Source organism: Chryseobacterium luquanense (assembly GCF_026460945.1).
Taxonomy (GTDB): Bacteria; Bacteroidota; Bacteroidia; order Flavobacteriales; family Weeksellaceae; genus Chryseobacterium; species Chryseobacterium luquanense.
Genome location: NZ_JAOVZV010000015.1, coordinates 13698 through 31207 on the forward strand (window position 1 = coordinate 13698; position 17510 = coordinate 31207).

Annotated in this window: 15 protein-coding genes and 1 pseudogene; 9 read left to right on the forward strand and 7 right to left on the reverse strand. The window is 33.1% G+C overall.

Going from position 1 to position 17510, the window contains the following annotated elements; translation table 11 throughout:
- The first annotated feature begins 179 nt into the window (after positions 1-179).
- Positions 180-2708, forward strand: a complete 2529-nt coding sequence (locus tag OEA66_RS12630) for a DUF5686 family protein (RefSeq protein WP_267281717.1) — start codon at positions 180-182, stop codon at positions 2706-2708.
- 417 nt (positions 2709-3125) lie between these two features.
- On the opposite strand, the gene rpmA is transcribed toward OEA66_RS12630, so the two are convergent.
- The 3 genes and pseudogenes from rpmA to OEA66_RS12645 form a co-directional block, all read right to left on the reverse strand.
- Positions 3126-3383, reverse strand: a complete 258-nt coding sequence (gene rpmA, locus OEA66_RS12635) for a 50S ribosomal protein L27 (protein WP_034677604.1) — start codon at positions 3381-3383, stop codon at positions 3126-3128.
- Between the two features lie 31 nt (positions 3384-3414).
- Positions 3415-3792: pseudogene (rplU, locus tag OEA66_RS12640) on the reverse strand (50S ribosomal protein L21); the annotation flags it as partial.
- A gap of 79 nt (positions 3793-3871) precedes the next feature.
- Entirely contained in the window at positions 3872-4765 is an 894-nt protein-coding gene (locus tag OEA66_RS12645) for a GLPGLI family protein (protein ID WP_267281719.1), read from the reverse strand.
- A gap of 80 nt (positions 4766-4845) precedes the next feature.
- Between OEA66_RS12645 and OEA66_RS12650 the strand changes: the two genes are divergently transcribed.
- The 4 genes from OEA66_RS12650 to tnaA all read left to right on the forward strand — a co-directional run bounded on the left by OEA66_RS12650 (position 4846) and on the right by tnaA (position 8839).
- Positions 4846-5937, forward strand: coding sequence for an acyltransferase family protein (locus OEA66_RS12650; protein ID WP_267281720.1), 1092 nt, complete (start codon positions 4846-4848; stop codon positions 5935-5937).
- Positions 5938-6165: 228 nt separating this feature from the next.
- Complete coding sequence (locus OEA66_RS12655) at positions 6166-6747, forward strand: MiaE family protein (protein ID WP_267281721.1); 582 nt, start codon at positions 6166-6168, stop codon at positions 6745-6747.
- A gap of 10 nt (positions 6748-6757) precedes the next feature.
- Complete coding sequence (locus tag OEA66_RS12660) at positions 6758-7375, forward strand: DUF502 domain-containing protein (RefSeq protein WP_267281722.1); 618 nt, start codon at positions 6758-6760, stop codon at positions 7373-7375.
- 87 nt (positions 7376-7462) lie between these two features.
- The gene (tnaA, locus tag OEA66_RS12665; RefSeq protein ID WP_267281723.1) at positions 7463-8839 is read left to right on the forward strand and encodes a tryptophanase TnaA; all 1377 of its coding nucleotides are present in this window, start codon (positions 7463-7465) and stop codon (positions 8837-8839) included.
- Between the two features lie 96 nt (positions 8840-8935).
- On the opposite strand, the gene OEA66_RS12670 is transcribed toward tnaA, so the two are convergent.
- Complete coding sequence (locus OEA66_RS12670) at positions 8936-10135, reverse strand: PQQ-dependent sugar dehydrogenase (protein WP_267281724.1); 1200 nt, start codon at positions 10133-10135, stop codon at positions 8936-8938.
- Positions 10136-10244: 109 nt separating this feature from the next.
- Between OEA66_RS12670 and OEA66_RS12675 the strand changes: the two genes are divergently transcribed.
- From OEA66_RS12675 to uvrB, 4 genes are all read left to right on the forward strand, one after another.
- Positions 10245-10616 (forward strand): BlaI/MecI/CopY family transcriptional regulator, encoded by a 372-nt coding sequence (locus tag OEA66_RS12675; protein WP_267281725.1) that lies wholly within the window; start codon positions 10245-10247, stop codon positions 10614-10616.
- Positions 10617-10618: 2 nt separating this feature from the next.
- On the forward strand, positions 10619-12421 hold the full coding sequence (locus OEA66_RS12680) for a M56 family metallopeptidase (protein WP_267281726.1): 1803 nt from the start codon (positions 10619-10621) through the stop codon (positions 12419-12421).
- Between the two features lie 127 nt (positions 12422-12548).
- Entirely contained in the window at positions 12549-13295 is a 747-nt protein-coding gene (locus OEA66_RS12685; RefSeq protein ID WP_267281727.1) for a hypothetical protein, read from the forward strand.
- Positions 13296-13348: 53 nt separating this feature from the next.
- Complete coding sequence (uvrB, locus tag OEA66_RS12690) at positions 13349-15340, forward strand: excinuclease ABC subunit UvrB (RefSeq protein WP_267281728.1); 1992 nt, start codon at positions 13349-13351, stop codon at positions 15338-15340.
- Positions 15341-15369: 29 nt separating this feature from the next.
- On the opposite strand, the gene OEA66_RS12695 is transcribed toward uvrB, so the two are convergent.
- From OEA66_RS12695 to OEA66_RS12705, 3 genes are read right to left on the reverse strand one after another with little or no spacing between them, the layout of a single operon-like run.
- Positions 15370-15624: a DUF3820 family protein gene (locus OEA66_RS12695; protein WP_267282005.1), complete on the reverse strand. Its 255-nt coding sequence runs from the start codon at positions 15622-15624 to the stop codon at positions 15370-15372.
- 16 nt (positions 15625-15640) lie between these two features.
- Positions 15641-16741 (reverse strand): AI-2E family transporter, encoded by a 1101-nt coding sequence (locus OEA66_RS12700; RefSeq protein WP_267281729.1) that lies wholly within the window; start codon positions 16739-16741, stop codon positions 15641-15643.
- Complete coding sequence (locus OEA66_RS12705; RefSeq protein ID WP_267281730.1) at positions 16742-17476, reverse strand: beta-carotene 15,15'-monooxygenase; 735 nt, start codon at positions 17474-17476, stop codon at positions 16742-16744.
- Positions 17477-17510 lie beyond the last annotated feature (34 nt).

Here is a 17510-nt window from a genome sequence, read left to right on the forward strand (position 1 = left end):
TTTTAACAATATTCTCAATTATCATTTTTCTAAACCAACCGTTATCTCAGCGCAATATTCGTAGATTTATTTTCGTTACATTTGCAGTTTTGTGACCGATGGTAAAAATCTATGAAAACATTTCATATTTTGAAATAATCAGCACACTTTTTGTTTAAGCTAAATGCTCGAAGAAACGAATGATGTCAATCAACCAATTAAAATACTGTTTCCTATATATTTGTCTCCTATTATCAGGATTATCTTATGCACAAAACACAGCAAACGGTAAAATTATAGACGAAAAAACCAATAAAGAAATTTCCGGCGTTGAAGTTTTCATTAATGACAGCAATAAAGCTGCATTAACAACCACTACAGGGAATTTCAGTGTGCAATCTGATTCTATTATTTACAAGCTAAAATTTACACGAAAAAACTACGCTTTTGAAACCGTTGACATTTCAGTTGACAATGCGAATAATTTAGTTATAAAACTTTCTCAGGAAAAAGTTAGCAGCATTGAAGAAGTTGTGATTCATAACGAAAAAACCAAGTACAAAAGCAAAAAAGAAAACCCTGCTTACCGAATTATGCAGGAAGTCTGGAAACGAAAAAGAAATAACGGTTTAGAAAAATTCGATACTTATACTTTCAAAGAATACGAAAAAATTCAGTTTGATGCCAATAATCTTGACAGTGCATTTATGAATCGTAAAATATTCAATAAACTTGATTTTATCTTTGATTATGCCGATTCTACCGCAAGTGGAAAAATGGCACTCCCAATTTTTTTAAATGAATCGATTTATAAAAACTTCGGAGAAAACAAACCCAACAAAAAAAGTAAAAAACTATTAGTTGCTCAGAAAACTTCAGGTTTTCAAGATAACCAAGTCATTACGCTTACGGCAAAGAATTTATACCGAGACATAAATATTTATGACAATACGTTAAACTATTTCGATATTGGATTTCCAAGTCCAGTCGGAACTGATGGTTTTAGCACGTATGATTATAATTTAGTTGACACAATTGCTGTAAATGGAGAAAATGCCTATAAAATAAGATACCAACCACGAAGAACTGAAGTTTTAGCTTTTCAGGGCTATCTTTATATTGATACCGATTCCTACGCAGTTTTAGGCGCTACATTAAAGTCGACAAATAAGATCAACGTTAATTTCATCAATGCAATTTCTACAGAGCTTGAATATGATAATCCGGATGATGAAACTTTTCTCCCTAAAAAATTCGTCACAGAAATTGAAATGACCCCTTTTGCAAAAAAGAAAAGTGCAAAAAGTATTATCGCCAAACGATCTGTAGATTATTCGGAATATGATTTTAATAAACCTTTAGCAGACTCTATTTTCACAAGAAAAAAGGAGGAATATGACGACAGCTTTGTAGAAAAAGATGAAGCTTTTTGGGCAACAGCAAGACCAGATTCTCTTTCAAAACAAGAACAAGGAGTCTATGAAATGCTTGATAAACTTCAACAAACTCCGAAATTCAACAGAATCATAAAATTAACTGAAACACTTGCCTCAAGATATTATAACGTTACAAAAGGAATTGATCTGGGACCTATCACATCAATCTACGGAAAAAATGAAGTAGAAGGCGACAGAATCAGATTGGGAGCAAGAACCTACTTCACTCAAAACGACCCTTGGAGAGTTGAATTTTATAATGCTTATGGTTTTAAAGACCAGCAATTCAAATACGGAGTTGAAGGACGTTATATGTTTAACAGAGTGAACCGTTTTATGGTAGGAGCCGGAACGAAGAGAGACATCACACAACTTGGGGTACAATTAACAACTGAAGACGGAATTTTATCACGCTCATTCGCGTCTTCAACGGTTTTTGCGAGAGGAGAAAATGCATCTTTAAGTTCAGTTAACCAGACTAGTGTTTTTACATCAATCGAGCCTTGGAAAAACTTCCAAATCAGAGTTGATGGAACAATGCAAAGTATTAAATCTGCTAATCCGGATGGTTTTAATTTGATGTACTATCAAAATGGAAATTTGAGAAAAACCACGAATGATTCTCACGTTACATTTAGTTTAATTGCAAGACCGGGAGCAAAATTCTCTCAAACCGGAGTTGACCGATATGAGCACGGAACTTTAGCTCCAACAATTGTTTTAAAATACACGAGAGGAATTGAAGGCTTATTTAATGCTGATTTTAATTACAATAAGCTGCAGTTCATGTTCTACAAACCGATTCTTTTGGGAAGCTGGGGAAAAACTTTATTCAGTTTTGAAGCGGGGAAAAACTTTGACGCCGTTCCGTTGGCTCTACAGAACATTATTCCCGGAAACCAATCGTATGGTTTAGTTCCGAATACTTTCGCTCAATTAAATTATTATGAATTTGTAGCAGACACCTATTCAACAATGCATATTGAGCATCATTTTAACGGCAAGATCCTTTCTTTTATTCCTTTAATTAAAAAGTTAAAATTAAGAGAAGTTGCCTTTATCAGAGGAGCTTATGGTTCCTTAAGTGATAATTCTAAAAACATCAACGTTGACAATTTAAAATATTCAGCTCCAGATCAGCAAATTTATTACGAATATGGTTTTGGTATTGAAAATATCGGTTTCGGAAACATCAGAATCTTCCGTGTAGATTTCAACTGGAGAGGAAATTATCTGGATAGACAAGATGTTTCTAAGTTCGGGATTAAAGCAGGTTTCCAGTTTGGATTTTAAGATTTCTCAACAATATATTTCTTTAATGAACCAGCGGAACCTTTTATGTCGTTTACATATTATGATATTGTATTCTTTATTTTAGTCTTAGCAATCAATATTTATATATTCAGAAATAGGAAAAAAATTAAGTCAAATCGTTTTACGAAAATATCTATATTTTTAATTTTCTTTATATTAATTCCTTATACATCAAACACAATTGAAACTATCAACATTTATAAAAAATTTACAATTGTTGATAGCTTTAATCTTTGGTATCTTCTCTTTAAATATCCTGTTTGGTGGTCAATAGGAATTATAGAAATATTATTTTTATCTAACTTGCAAGAAAAAAATCTATTACAGATTCATAAGAACACAAAAAATCCTCAACAAAAATGCTGAGGATTTTATTTTTTATAGAACGCTTTTTAATTATGCGTTCGGCTCAATAGATACGTAAGATCTGTTGTTTGCTTTCTTTCTGAAAACTACTTTACCGTCAACAAGAGCGTGCAAAGTGTGATCTTTACCCATACCAACATTTTCACCTGGGTGATGTTGAGTACCTCTTTGTCTGATAATAATGTTACCAGCAATAGCGTCTTGTCCACCGAAAATCTTCACACCTAATCTTTTAGAATGAGATTCTCTACCGTTTTTGGAACTACCAACTCCTTTCTTGTGTGCCATTTTATTCTAAGGTTTTTTGGTTTAACAATTATTCTGCGCTTTCAGCAGCGTCAGCTTTTTTAGTTGTTTTTTTAGCAGGCTTCTCTGCTTTTTTACTGTCAAATCCTGTAATACCAGTGATTTTGATCTGAGTTAAAGATTGTCTGTGACCGTTTTTAACTTCATAACCTTTTCTTCTTTTCTTTTTGAAGATGATTACTTTATCAGCTTTTACGTGGTCAAGGATCTCTGCCTCTACAGTGATACCGCTTACAGCTGGGGCGCCTACAGTGATTGCTCCGTTTACAGTAAGTAAGATTTTATCGAAAGATACTTTTCCTCCTTTATCTCCTTTCAAACGGTTCACAAACAACTTCTGGTCTTGCTCAACTTTATATTGAAGCCCTGCTATTTCTACAATTGCAAACATTGTCTATAAATTTTTAGTTAATTCGAGGTGCAAATGTACTGATTATTTATTTACTAACAACATGATTTTGAGAATTTTTCTATTTTTTGTGTAAATTTAATTCAAGCTGATTATTATTCGTTTTATATTTTTTTCCCATAGACTCTTCCATATATTTAATAACCTCAGCATTGCTTGTCAATTTTGCTCCAGACTCAGTAGTTACAGTCATTGTTGTACGAAGATCTGCCAAATCAAGTTTCACATCTTTTGCAGGATCATTTTTATAAGACATATATTGCTTTTTGTACTGAGCCGGACTTACTTTCACACCTTTAAATTCATGATCCGCCTCTTTTTGTAGTCCTAAAATATAGTCCCATGAATGATCTTCAGTTTTCAATTTCTTGTTTCCTTTTAATAAAAACTGATGGGATTTTGTTTTATCTTCTAGTTTTACAATTAATCCAGGCAAACCATTAAATTTATACGGGCCATCCGGAAAAGGTAAATCTTTTGAAAACCACGCTTCCCAAATTCTTCCGCCAAAATTTGTGGTTGCTTTCTGACAATTGTAATTTTCAATTTTCTGAGTTTCAGGAAGAATATTCCACTTAAAAACCGGAGTTTCTTCAACAATCATATTGGTTTGCTCAATATTGGTAAACCATGTTGTCTTAAAACCTGGATATGATTTTTCAATCAAATAAGAGATATTCCACTCATCCGTAGTGGAAGAATAGCTTATACTGTTAGGAGTAGATTTTCTCTGCTGAATAATTGAATGGTTCATCGCAGAATCGCTTGCATATTGAGCCTGCCCATAAAAATAAGATTTGTTAGGAAAAATATCGAGATTCATAAATTCCTTTTTGAGACTGTCTGTTTTTGTAGAATCAATTCTGAATTGATATTCATAAGTAAAACGGTTTCCCTGTGCTGAAAAGTTTAAACAAATTAAAACAGTCAAAACAAGGCTAAAAATATGCTTCATAATTTTGTGATTAATTCTCCAAATATAGAAATTAAATTGCTCCTGTTTTATTTGTACTTTTGAAAAATATTTCACTTTAGATGAACAGAGATCTCTACATCGATTTTGCGAAAGGTTTAGCCACGCTTTCTATTATATTTATCCATACGGTATTTTGGTCGGGACAGTTTTATATTATTCCGGAACTCAGAGTATTTTCATTGGTTTTTGATGTTGCTCTTTTCTATGCTTTAAGCGGAATTACTTCAGGTTCAAATATCGAAAAGACATTTTACAGACTGCTAAAACTGCAAATAACGTATATGATTTTCGTTACACTGCTTTTCTTTTTAGATTATTTCTTCAAAATTTTCGGACTTACCTTTTTCTCACTCGAATGGTTACAGAAAATTTACTCTACTTTCGGTTCGAAATATGCTGCAACAAGTATTTCAACGGTTCCGCAATGGCAAAATTTAGGGAATTGGTATCTTCATGAATATTCAAATGCAGATACTTTTCCGGTTGTCATGGGAAGTTTTTGGTATTTGAAAGTCTATTTTATTTTAACGGTTTTCGGAGTTTTAATTTTAAGATTTTTCCCAAAACATGTCAATTGGTTTATCGGAATTTGCATTGCTTTAACTTTAATATTTAATATTTTCCCTGAATTATATCCGAACGGACAGGTAGGTTACGTCGCTTTTTACATGACTGTTTTTCTTGTCGCCAACAGATTGAAAGGAAAAACAATTCCGGGAAAAATTATTCCTGTACTTTACGCATTGGTTGCTGCAGCATTATTATGGATGTTTTGGTATTTTGGAAACGAAATTTTCTTTAAAATCAATAAACAAAAATTCCCACCGAAAATCCCTTATATCATTTGGACATTATTTTCGTTGACAACTTTATTTGTTCTGTACAACAGATTAAAAATCACCAAAGAAAATTTTGTTACACACATCGGAAAAAACGCCATTTTCTTTTATTTCGGACAAGGAATCAGTTCATCTCTCGTTTATTTTTTGGTCGTTCCAATGAAAGAATTAATGCCGTGGTGGATTTTGATGATTTTAATTTATGTTATTAATGTTATTTTAGCCTTTATCATTGCAACAGGTTTGAAAAAATTCGATTCATTTGGCTGGAAAATTCTTGAATTTTTAAGATTAAAAACCGCTTCGCAATAGTTTGAACCATTAAGAATTTTAAAATTTCAAGGTAGATTAAGCAAATATCTAAAGATATTATCAAAGCGTATTGCTTAATTAGATTGGACCTAAACCATAAATCAGTCTTAAACAATTAATTATCTTACTGTTTCAAATTTAATTATTTCAAATTTTCAATGAATAGCGTTTCAAATAATTTTTTCATTTTAATCCAAATTATTCTAAATTTACAGAAATTTTTAGCATATGTTTAAGTTGAAACTCCCAACCGATCCAAGGTGGGCAAATATTGCAGAGGACAACATTCAGGAAATTTTAACCGATCATGCTTGGTGTGAGCAAAAAGCAGCAACCAATGCGATTGGTCTTATCACAATGCTTCCAGAGCGTCCCGATATTGTGACAGAACTTTTGGCAATTGCTCAGGAAGAATTAGAACATTTCGGACAGGTTCTTGAAATCATCAAAAAACGTGGTTACAAATTTGGGCGCACCAGAAAAGACGATTACGTGAATGAATTGGTAAATTTCATCCAAAAAGGTGGCCACAGAGACACTTTGATTGTTGACAAAATGCTTTTTGCAGCAATGATCGAAGCGAGAAGTTGTGAACGATTTAAAGTTTTAACAGAAAACATTAAAGACGAAGAATTAAAAAAATTCTATAAAGAACTTATGATTTCTGAAGCCAATCATTACACTACTTTTATCGGATTTGCAAGAGAACTTGGTGATCCTGAACAAGTAAATAAAAGATGGGAAGAATGGCTGGAATACGAAGCAAAAATCATAAAATCTTACGGAAATAAAGAAACTATACACGGATAATTAGCGTCAATTGAAGAAACCAACATTCGAAAACATAACCAACTTCTTCTTGAAAAACTTTTTTCAGGGGTTGATTATTATTGGTCCAATTGGGCTTACAATCTATGTAATTTGGTTTGTAATCACTTCTATAGATAACATTATTCCGTCGGTTGCTAAAGAAATTCCGGGATTGGTATTTATTTCAACTCTATTTGTAACTGCTTTATTAGGGTATTTAGGAAATAAATTTGTTGTCGGAAGATTTTTTGTTGATGCAGTTGACAGACTTTTAGAAAAAACTCCGGGAATCAAGCATATTTATTCGCCTACAAAAGACGTAATGTCTTCATTTGTGGGAGATAAGAAAAAATTCAGCGATCCAGTTTGGGTAAAAACCAACGAAAATCCAGAAATCTGGAGAATAGGATTTCTTACTCAAAAAGAAATGGCAGATGTACACAAACATAATTTTGTAGCGGTTTATCTTCCGCATTCTTATGCAATTTCAGGCTGGGTGATTGTTACCGAAGAAAAAAATATAAAACCCGTTGTTGGTATGACAGCAGCTACTGCAATGAAATTTGCAGTAAGCGGTGGTGTTGCAGGTTTTCATTCGGATGATAATATATTTAAAGCTCCTGAGTAAATTTCTTTTACTCCTTTAAATACATTTGATGATTTGAAATTCATTTCAATTCAATTTTTCTTTAATACAAATTAAAAATAATATCACATGGAATTACCATATGCAGAACCGTTTCGTATCAAAATGGTCGAAGAAATCCGTCAATCAACAAGAGACGAAAGAGAACAATGGCTGAAAGATGCAAAGTTCAATTTATTTAATCTAAAATCTTCACAGGTTTATATCGATCTTTTAACAGACTCAGGAACCGGAGCAATGTCTGACAGACAATGGGGAGCTTTAATGACCGGAGACGAAAGCTATGCAGGTTCTCGTTCATTCGAGCAATTGCACAATACCGTAAAGAGCATTACAGGTTTTAAATATTTATTACCTACTCACCAAGGAAGAGCTGCTGAAAATGTTTTGTTTTCGGTTTTGGTAAAAGACGGAGACGTAATTCCCGGAAACTCTCATTTTGACACAACAAAAGGACATATAGAAATCAGAAAAGCTCACGCAATCGACTGTACGATTGATGAGGCTTTTGATATTAATGATCTTCATCCGTTTAAAGGAAATATTAATCTTGAAAAATTAGAAGAAGTTTATAAATCTCATCCAAAAGAAAAAATTCCTTTCTGTCTGATTACGATTACCTGCAATTCTTCCGGAGGACAACCTGTTTCTCTTGAAAATATGAAAGCGGTGAAAGAGCTTTCAGATCAATACGGAATTCCAGTATTTTTTGATTCAGCAAGGTTTGCCGAAAACGCTTACTTCATCAAAAAAAGAGAAGCAGGTCAGGAAAATAGAAGCATCAAAGAAATCTGTAAAGAAATATTTTCTTACGGAGAAGGTATGACGATGAGTTCTAAGAAAGACGGTTTGGTCAACATCGGAGGGTTTATTGCTTTAAATAATGAAGATGTTTTCAGAAAAGCATCAAACTTTACGATTATTTATGAAGGTTTCATCACTTACGGTGGAATGGCGGGAAGAGATATGGCCGCTTTGGCAGTTGGTCTTGATGAAGCGACTGAGTTTGCTTATTTAGAAAGCAGAATTTCACAGGTTGAGTATCTTGGAAATAAACTGATCGAATACGGAATTCCTGTACAAAAACCAATTGGCGGACATGCCGTTTTCATCGACTCATTAAATTTCTTACCGAATGTTCCTCGAGCAGAATATCCGGCGCAGACTTTAGGTCTTGAAATCTACAAAGAAGCAGGAATTAGAACCGTAGAAATCGGAACTTTATTAGCAGACAGAGATCCTGAAACCAGAGAGAACCGTTATCCAAAATTAGAGTTGGTTCGTTTGGCAATCCCGAGAAGAACATATACGAATAATCACATGGATTATATTGCTGCTGCAGTAAATAATGTGTATGAAAGAAGAGGCGAAATTTCAAAAGGTTACAATATCACTTGGGAACCTGAAATTTTAAGACACTTTACCGTGCATTTGGAGGAAGCTTAAATTCATTAAAATAACTGATAAAAGTTCGGGCGCAAAATCAAAGATTTTGTGCCCGAACTTTTTAAAGAATAGCGTATTGTTAAGATTGTATTGGGTTTATTTTTTAGAAATTTTATACAACTTTCCGCTATCTGTAATTCCATAAAGATTTCCGTCAGAACTGTTCAATACATCACGGAACCGTTCCTTTTGATCTAAAAGAAGACGTTCTTCACCAACAACTTTATTGTCTTTCATCACAATTCTGTTGATATGTTGTCCGCTCAAACAGGCAATGAATAAATTATTTTTCCATTCTTCAATATTTCCAGTATAAAATGTTACACCACTCGGAGAAACTACAGGATCCCAATAATAAACAGGTTGCTCGGTTCCAGCTTTTTGTGTTGTTCCATTATTGATTTTTTCTCCTGAATATTCAATTCCATACGTCACATCTCCCCATCCGTAATTTTTTCCGGGTTGAATAAGATTGATTTCATCTCCTCCTCTCGGTCCCATTTCAATATCCCAAAGCTGACCTTTTTCATCTAAAGCCAAACCTTGCGGACTACGAATTCCGAAAGCATAAATTTCAGGTTTATAACCGCCTTTTCCGATAAAAGGATTTCCTGCTACCGCTTTTCCGTCTCTTGTAATTTTTAAAATTTTACCTAGATAATTATCTGTTTTCTGAGCATAAACTCGGGTTTCCTTATCTGATCTTTCACCTGTGCTTACAAAAAGATTTTCGTCTTTATCAAAAACCAATCGGCTTCCGTAATGTTTATCTCCGTCATAGGTTGGCGTTGCACGGAAAATAACTTTTACCTCAGAAATACTTTTCATGTCTGCAGAAAGTTTTCCTTTTGCTACAGCAGTATGATTTCCACCTTCATAAGGTTCAGAATAGCAGAAATAGATAATATTGTTTGTTTTAAAATCCGGATCAAGCGCAACATCAAGCATTCCGCCTTGTCCTTTTGAGTCTACTTTTGGGAAACCTCCAATTTTAGAAACTTGTTTTCCGTCGGATGAAACAACGTTCATAAAACCTGATTTTTCAGTAATTAAAAACTTTCCATCAGGCAAATTGACAATTCCCCAAGGTTTGCCTAAATCTTTAGTTAAAATTTCAACCCGATAAGGTGTTTCTGTTTTTACAGCTTTAATTCTGGTTTGACCAGCAAAAGCAGGTTTGTAATCGGTATTTGCTTTTTCTTCTTTTGCAGACGGCTCACTCGGCTTTCCTTTTCCCTGACACGAAAAAATCGTCGTTGCAGAAGCTAATAAAATGGGTAAGAGTAATTTATTCATAATATATTTAAAGTTGGTTTATTTTTTTATTGGAAAAATAATGCCATAAAAAATTGTGTATTTAAATTTTTATTCTACATTTGTAGAATAAATTTAAATATTGTAGAATATGAATGAGATAAAATTAACCAATTCCGAAAAAACTTTAATGGATATTCTTTGGGCAAAAGAAAAAGCATTCATGAAAGACATTCTGGAATATTATCCTGAACCCAAACCTGCGGCAACAACAGTTGCAACTTTGTTAAAAAGAATGCAGAATAAAGATTTAGTAGGCTTTACACTATATGGAAATTCACGCGAATACTTTCCGAAAGTAGCGAAAGGTGAATACTTCAAAGAAGAAATGACTTCAATGATTGACCGTTTTTTTAACAGTTCTGTGACACAGTTTGCGTCGTTTTTTACTTCCAATTCAAAGCTTTCACAGAAACAATTGAAAGAACTTCGTGATATTATCGATAAAGAAATAGAAAAGTAATCATGGAAACCATAATTCTAAAAACAATCCTTTGTTCCGGGGTTTTGTTGGGATTGTATCATTTATTTCTGGCTAAAGAAAGAACCTTTATATTCAATCGATTTTATCTTATTTTGGCTTTAATCTTTTCATTTTCAATTCCATTTGCAACAATAGAAACAAAACAGGTTGAAAAAGAAATTCCGGAAACTGTTTTTGTAGGAGGAATTGAACAGCCTATTTTGCAAGCTCCAATTATTCAGCAGGAAAGTTTTGATTTTACAGAAATTCTTATCATCGTCTACTTTATCATTACAGGAATTCTACTTTTAAAAATCATCTATTCAATTTTAAAAATTAAGAGATTAAAAGGACAAAAAATCATTTATCAGAACAGAAAAGTATTTCTTTTACAACAAAATCTTGCACCTTTCAGCTTCTGGAACACAATTTATCTTTCTGAAAATTACTTGAAAGATTCAAAGATTGATAATGCTATTTTTCTTCACGAAGAAATTCACATAAAACAAAAACATTCTGCTGATATACTTTTTGTAGAGATTTTAAAAGCTATTTCCTGGTTTAATCCATTTATGTATTTCTATAAAAAAGCGATGATCAACAATCATGAATTTATCGCTGATGAAAGCGTAATTCTTGAAAGTAAAAATGTGAAAAAATATCAGGAGCTGATTTTACAGGAGATTTTAAAGCAACAAAATTTAGCTCTAATACACCAATTTAATTTTAATAACACTAAAAAAAGATTTATTATGATGACAAAAAAGAATTCAAAATTTGCGAAGGCTAAAAAATATTTTGCAATTCCTGCATTTGCGGTATTGACAATTGTATTTGCTGAAAAGACTTATGCGAAAGAAAGTTCAGAAATTTTAAGCATTGAAAAAGATAATGTTATTTCAAAAGTATTTTCAGGCAGTCCATACGAAGAAGTTCAAAAAATCCTCAACAAATATCAAGCTTTATTAAATGATAAAAAGTATGCAGAATTTGATAGAAAAATAACTGCAGAGGACCGACAAAGATTAATCGAGTTATACGCTCAGCTTACAGAAAATCAAAAAGACGAGCTTCCATTTATATTTCATACTTCTAAAAAATTTGAAAAGAATTCTTTAAATGAAAATGATCTTAAAGAATTCTCAAATTCAAAAAAATACGGATTGTGGATTGATGAAAAAAAAGTAGATAATACAGTTTTAAAAAACTATCAAGCTTCAGATTTTTCCCACAAATTTGTCAGCAAAAGATATAAAAATGCTATTAGCAAAAAAAATCCACAACCTTTTCAGGTGAATTTGATGACAAATGCATACTATGAAAAATACAGTAAAGAAGAACCTAGAGTTTTAATGGGTTTCAAAGCTAAAAATTTTGTAAAAGGAAAAGATACCATTCCTGTAAAAAGAAATATTGAAGCAAAAAACAATTTGTCCAGTGTTGAAGATAAGAAAACACAGGATATCGCCTATGGTCAAGCCGTAGATCTTACGCCTGCAGAATATCCCGGTGGAGCAAGTAAATTAAGAAGTCTTGTTGCTTCAAATTTTGATGGCCCGATAATGACAGGAGATGAAGGCACTTTAAAATCAGTAATATACTTTAATGTTGATGAAAATGGTAAAGTAAATAATTTTAATGCAACTGGAGAGAATGAGAAATTCAACACCGAAGCAATAAGAGTAGTAAAACTTGCAAACCAAGATGCAGTATGGAAACCAGCACAAAAAGATGGCAAAGCTGTAAAATACAGATATAAGATGCCTTTAACAATGAATTTTGAGACTTACAAAAAAACACAGTAAATATAATAATTTCACCAAGTGATATTATAACCGGCCGTAAAGTGAATGCTTTACGGTTTTTATACTTGAAAGAAGAATCTTTCTTAGTGAAATGATTAAATTTGAAAGATGTTCACAAAATCAAAACATGAAAACATTCATTTTCTTAATTAGTTTTTTCTTTCTTTTTTCCTGCAATAAAGAAATTGAAAATAAAAAAATAACTACAACTTCAGATGTTCAAGAAAAACCACCAACTAAAAAGGATATAAAAATCAGTACTTTTCAAGATTCAATCTTTTCGAATGACACTCAATATATAAACGATTCTATCTTAAAAGGGAAATTCAAATTAGACATTTCAAAATATGAGCTTTTCAATCCAAAAAATAATTGTTATCCAATTAAATTGAGCAAGAAAACTGTTCATGAATTTTATAATCAGGGATTTAATCAATTAGGAGATTTGAATGGTGACAAAAAGATAGATTCAGTGTTTGTTTTGCATGCATTAAGTTATTGCGAGAATGGAGACTCATATTATTTCACCGACAATACAATTCCAAGAATGCAAACCGAATCAAACTGTTGTCATCCGGAAAGTATTTTTAGTATTGGCGACATTGACGAAGATGGAGGAAACGAAATTGGGCAATATTATTCAAGCTGTGCAAGTGCTTTTAAAAGTATTAACATTTGGACACTTAAAAATAATAAATGGAAACAAATAGCAACGTTTACATTTTTTTTTAACAATGGAAAGTATGAAGCATTTAAAGACTTTCATAAACTTTATAAGAAAACTGCAAAAGGTAAATTTAAGTTTTTAGAAATATCAGATATGCGAGCAAATGGGGAAGCAGTGATGGAATGGAAAACTGTAATAATGAAATAATATTTATGATCTTGCTCTACTTCCTTACATTTTTTATTTGCTAAATTTGTTATATGCAATTCAAACTTCAATCAGAATATCAACCAACGGGAGATCAGCCAAAAGCAATAGAAAAATTAACCGCCGGAATAGAAATCGGCGAAAAATATCAAACTTTGCTTGGGGTAACAGGTTCAGGAAAAACTTTTACCGTTGCCAACGTTGTGAATAATGTACAAAAACCAACTTTGGTTTTGGCGCACAACAAAACTTTGGCAGCTCAGCTTTTCATGGAATTTAAAGAATTCTATCCCGAAAATGCGATTGAATATTTTGTCAGCTACTACGATTATTATCAGCCTGAAGCGTATATTGCAAGTTCAGGAACTTATATTGAGAAAGATTTAAGTATTAATGAAGAGGTTGAAAAACTACGACTTTCCGCCATTGCGAGTTTGCTTTCAGGAAGAAGAGATATTTTAATTGTGGCCTCAGTTTCATGCATTTACGGTGTCGGAAACCCTTCTGAATTTCATAAATCTTTAATTTCACTTGAAATTGGAGAAAAAACTACACGTACAGCGCTACTCCATTCTTTAGTTAACGCGTTATATTCCAGAACTTTGGGAGAGTTTCAAAGAGGCACATTTCGTGTAAAAGGAGATGTGATTGATGTTTATCCTGCTTATGCTGATAACGGAATTAGAATTCAGTTTTTTGGAGATGAAATTGAAAAAATACAAAGCTTTGATCCCGTTTCAGGAAACGTAACTTCAAACTTTGAATCGATTCAGATCTATCCTGCCAATCTTTTCGTAACGACAAAAGAAACATTGAACGGTGCAATCAGAGACATTCAGGATGATTTGGTAAAACAGGTTGACTTTTTCTCATCCATTGAAAAACCTTTAGAAGCAAAAAGACTTCAGGAAAGAACCGAGCTTGATCTTGAGATGATTAAAGAACTAGGTTACTGTTCCGGAATTGAGAATTATTCTCGTTATCTTGATGGAAGAATTCCCGGATCGCGACCTTTCTGTCTTTTAGATTATTTCCCGAAAGATTATTTAATGGTGATCGATGAAAGTCACGTTACTGTACCGCAAGTTCATGCGATGTACGGAGGCGACAGGAGCCGTAAAGAAGCTTTGGTAGAATATGGATTTCGACTTCCCGCTGCGATGGACAACAGACCGTTGAAATTTGAGGAATTTGAAGCTATTCAAAACCAGGTTATTTATGTTTCTGCAACTCCGGCAGATTATGAATTGGAAAAAACAGGCGGAGAATATATTGAACAAATCATCCGTCCAACCGGACTTTTAGATCCAATTATTGAAGTGAGACCTTCTTTAAATCAAATTGATGATCTTATTGAGGAAATCAGAAAAAGAGCTGAAATTGACGAAAGAGTTTTAGTTACAACGCTGACAAAAAAAATGGCAGAAGAACTGACCAAATATTTTACAAAATTCGGAATCAGAACCAGATATATTCATTCTGATGTTGAAACTTTAGAGCGTATTCAGATTATGCAGGATCTTCGTCTCGGACTTTTTGATGTATTAATTGGCGTAAACTTACTGAGAGAAGGTTTAGATTTACCTGAAGTTTCTTTAGTTGCGATTTTAGATGCCGATAAAGAAGGAATGTTGAGAAGCCGAAGATCGATGATTCAGACTGTTGGCCGTGCTGCGAGAAACATCAACGGAAGAGCCATTATGTACGCCGATAAAATCACAAAATCGATGCAGGCTGCATTAGATGAGACAGAATACCGTCGAGCAAAACAAATTGCTCATAATGAAGAACACGGCAAAGTTCCAACCGCTTTAAATAAGAAAATATCCGAAAACCTTGTGGGAAGGAGCAAAGATTTCCCTGATGAAAAATACACCCAAAAAGAAATCATTCAAAAGGTTGCTGAAGTAAAAGCAACTTATGCCACAGAAGATATTGAAAAATTGGTAGCGCAAAAACAAAAAGAAATGGAAGCTGCAGCAAAGAATTTAGACTTTATAAAAGCTGCAAAATTAAGAGACGAAATTGTTGCCTTGAAAGGTTGATTTTAGCGGCTCTGTAGGAACCGCATATTTTAAAACTTATAAATCTTCGTTTTAGGTTTTTCAAAACTTACTTTTCCACCACGAATCGGCGTCAATAAATCCATTAACCCGTTTAATTTTATTTCGTAAATCGTAGAAAGCTGCATCCCTAATTTTCCGGGAGGCATTCCTTGTCGGTGAAACCATTCCAAGTAACTAATTGGGAGATCCGCCAAAATGGTGTCTTTATATTTTCCGAAAGGCATTTTTACCACACATATTTCCTGCAAAATTTCAGGATTTATTCCCTGCTCCATTATTTTATACTATTAAATCAATTTTATTTTCAAGCTCTTCGCCTTTGTCTTTATCTGAAAGCTGTAACTCCGGGGTTTCATCATCAGAAAATTCATTTCTGTACACCTGGATTAAAAGTAATGTGAAAGACACCAAAATCGGCCCGAAAATCAATCCCATGAATCCAAATAAATTCATTCCCATAATAATCCCAAAAACAGTATTTAATGGGTGAATATCTTCTAATTTTTTTAGTAGGGTAAAACGAAGTACATTATCCGTTAAGCCAACAACAACTAAACAATAAATTGCAAGACCAATTCCAGGTCCGGTTTGTCCTTCCGCAATCATAAAAATACAGATAGGAACATACACAATTGCAGCTCCCACAATAGGAATCATCGAAGCAACCGCAGTTAATGCAAAAAGTAAAATCGCACTTGGAGCCCCGAAAATAAGATATCCGATTAAAGCCACAACTCCCTGTCCGATTGCGACTACAGGAAGTCCAATTGCATTTGCCAAAATCAGTTTACGCATTTTTTCTCCAATCATAGAAACGTTGGCTCTTTTCAGTGGCGCTGCAGAAGCTAAAATTCTTTCAAAAAGTCTTGGCTTTTCAAACATAAAATAAAGAATGAAATACATCGACATAACTACTGTCAACACATTAAAAGTTCCGCTCAACGCTGACGTAGAATACTTTCCTGCGAAACCTTTCAACTTGTTCATATTCTCTTTACTCAGAAGATCAATATTAGTTTTAGCATAAACAAAATCATGAATTTTATCGACAAAAATGTTGAATTTATCCATGTAAGCCTGTGCATTACCCAACTTTTCAACCAGCAAATCAATAATGAAATAAATTGGAAGAATAATGATAATTAAACTTGCCAACATCAAAACCAAAGAAGACGCCCAAGGTTTCCATTTTCGTTCTTCTTGCAAGTAAAAATTGTATTTCCTGCAAACGACGTAAATCGTAATCGCTCCTAAAACGGAAGGAATAAACATTGCAAGATTAAAGCAAACTAAAGCCGCTAAAATCAGAATAATCGCAAGTAGAAAAATCTGTTTGATGACTACGCTGCTGATTTGATTTTCTTTGTCGTGTGGTTTCATTTATTTATTTGTGATTTGTCGTGGTTTGCCTAAGTAAGCGCAGTATGCAGAATACATAGCAACTTCCATGAAGCACGCAGTAAAAACTATACCAACGCAACATAAAATAATTCCTGAAAGACTAATAAGCCCTCCCAAAATAGCAGTTCCCAAAAAAACACTGTAATTTTCTTTTACAAGATTGTATGTTTTAGTTATTGCCTCTAAAGCAGTTGCATTTTCAAACAACAAAATTGGATAACCCAGAAAGAAAAGTGGATAAACAAATATAACAGGAATAAAACACATCGCAAATGAAATCCAAAGTATAATAGTCGTAATCAAGCTATACAATAAAATATTACCCAGATTTTGACGATACCCTATAAAAAGATCAGAAAAATCTATCTGCTCTTTCGTATTAAATTTATTGGTGATATAAATCAACCCAACATACAATGGAGATAAAAGAATACTTAAAAAACTATAGCCAGAATAATAGGACGAAACTCCAGGTCGGTTCCAACTTACAAAATTTGAATAATCTCCGTCAAAATCTCTGAAATTCCTAAAACCACTCCATGAATTATACCCCGTAATACTCTGAATAACAAAATCTCCGATAAAAAACATAATCATAATAACGAGACCATAAAGAAAAACTCCTTTATACATTTCGAAAGCATGTGATATTATAGAACTGGTGTTCCTTTCGGGAACAGAACCTTGTTGATCAAATTCGTTAAATTCTGACATGGTGTTTATTTTTAATGTTTCTCAAATTTAATTT

Excerpts from the sequence above, each read along its gene's own strand:
- OEA66_RS12675 (WP_267281725.1), top strand. The coding sequence starts at position 10,245 with ATGAATGAGATAAAATTAACCAATTCCGAAAAAACTTTAATGGATATT.
- OEA66_RS12700 (WP_267281729.1), bottom strand. The coding sequence starts at position 16,741 with ATGAAACCACACGACAAAGAAAATCAAATCAGCAGCGTAGTCATCAAA.
- OEA66_RS12655 (WP_267281721.1), top strand. The coding sequence starts at position 6,166 with ATGTTTAAGTTGAAACTCCCAACCGATCCAAGGTGGGCAAATATTGCA.
- rpmA (WP_034677604.1), bottom strand. The coding sequence starts at position 3,383 with ATGGCACACAAGAAAGGAGTTGGTAGTTCCAAAAACGGTAGAGAATCT.
- tnaA (WP_267281723.1), top strand. The coding sequence starts at position 7,463 with ATGGAATTACCATATGCAGAACCGTTTCGTATCAAAATGGTCGAAGAA.
- OEA66_RS12645 (WP_267281719.1), bottom strand. The coding sequence starts at position 4,765 with ATGAAGCATATTTTTAGCCTTGTTTTGACTGTTTTAATTTGTTTAAAC.
- OEA66_RS12650 (WP_267281720.1), top strand. The coding sequence starts at position 4,846 with ATGAACAGAGATCTCTACATCGATTTTGCGAAAGGTTTAGCCACGCTT.
- OEA66_RS12680 (WP_267281726.1), top strand. The coding sequence starts at position 10,619 with ATGGAAACCATAATTCTAAAAACAATCCTTTGTTCCGGGGTTTTGTTG.
- OEA66_RS12705 (WP_267281730.1), bottom strand. The coding sequence starts at position 17,476 with ATGTCAGAATTTAACGAATTTGATCAACAAGGTTCTGTTCCCGAAAGG.
- OEA66_RS12670 (WP_267281724.1), bottom strand. The coding sequence starts at position 10,135 with ATGAATAAATTACTCTTACCCATTTTATTAGCTTCTGCAACGACGATT.
- uvrB (WP_267281728.1), top strand. The coding sequence starts at position 13,349 with ATGCAATTCAAACTTCAATCAGAATATCAACCAACGGGAGATCAGCCA.
- OEA66_RS12630 (WP_267281717.1), top strand. The coding sequence starts at position 180 with ATGATGTCAATCAACCAATTAAAATACTGTTTCCTATATATTTGTCTC.
- OEA66_RS12685 (WP_267281727.1), top strand. The coding sequence starts at position 12,549 with ATGAAAACATTCATTTTCTTAATTAGTTTTTTCTTTCTTTTTTCCTGC.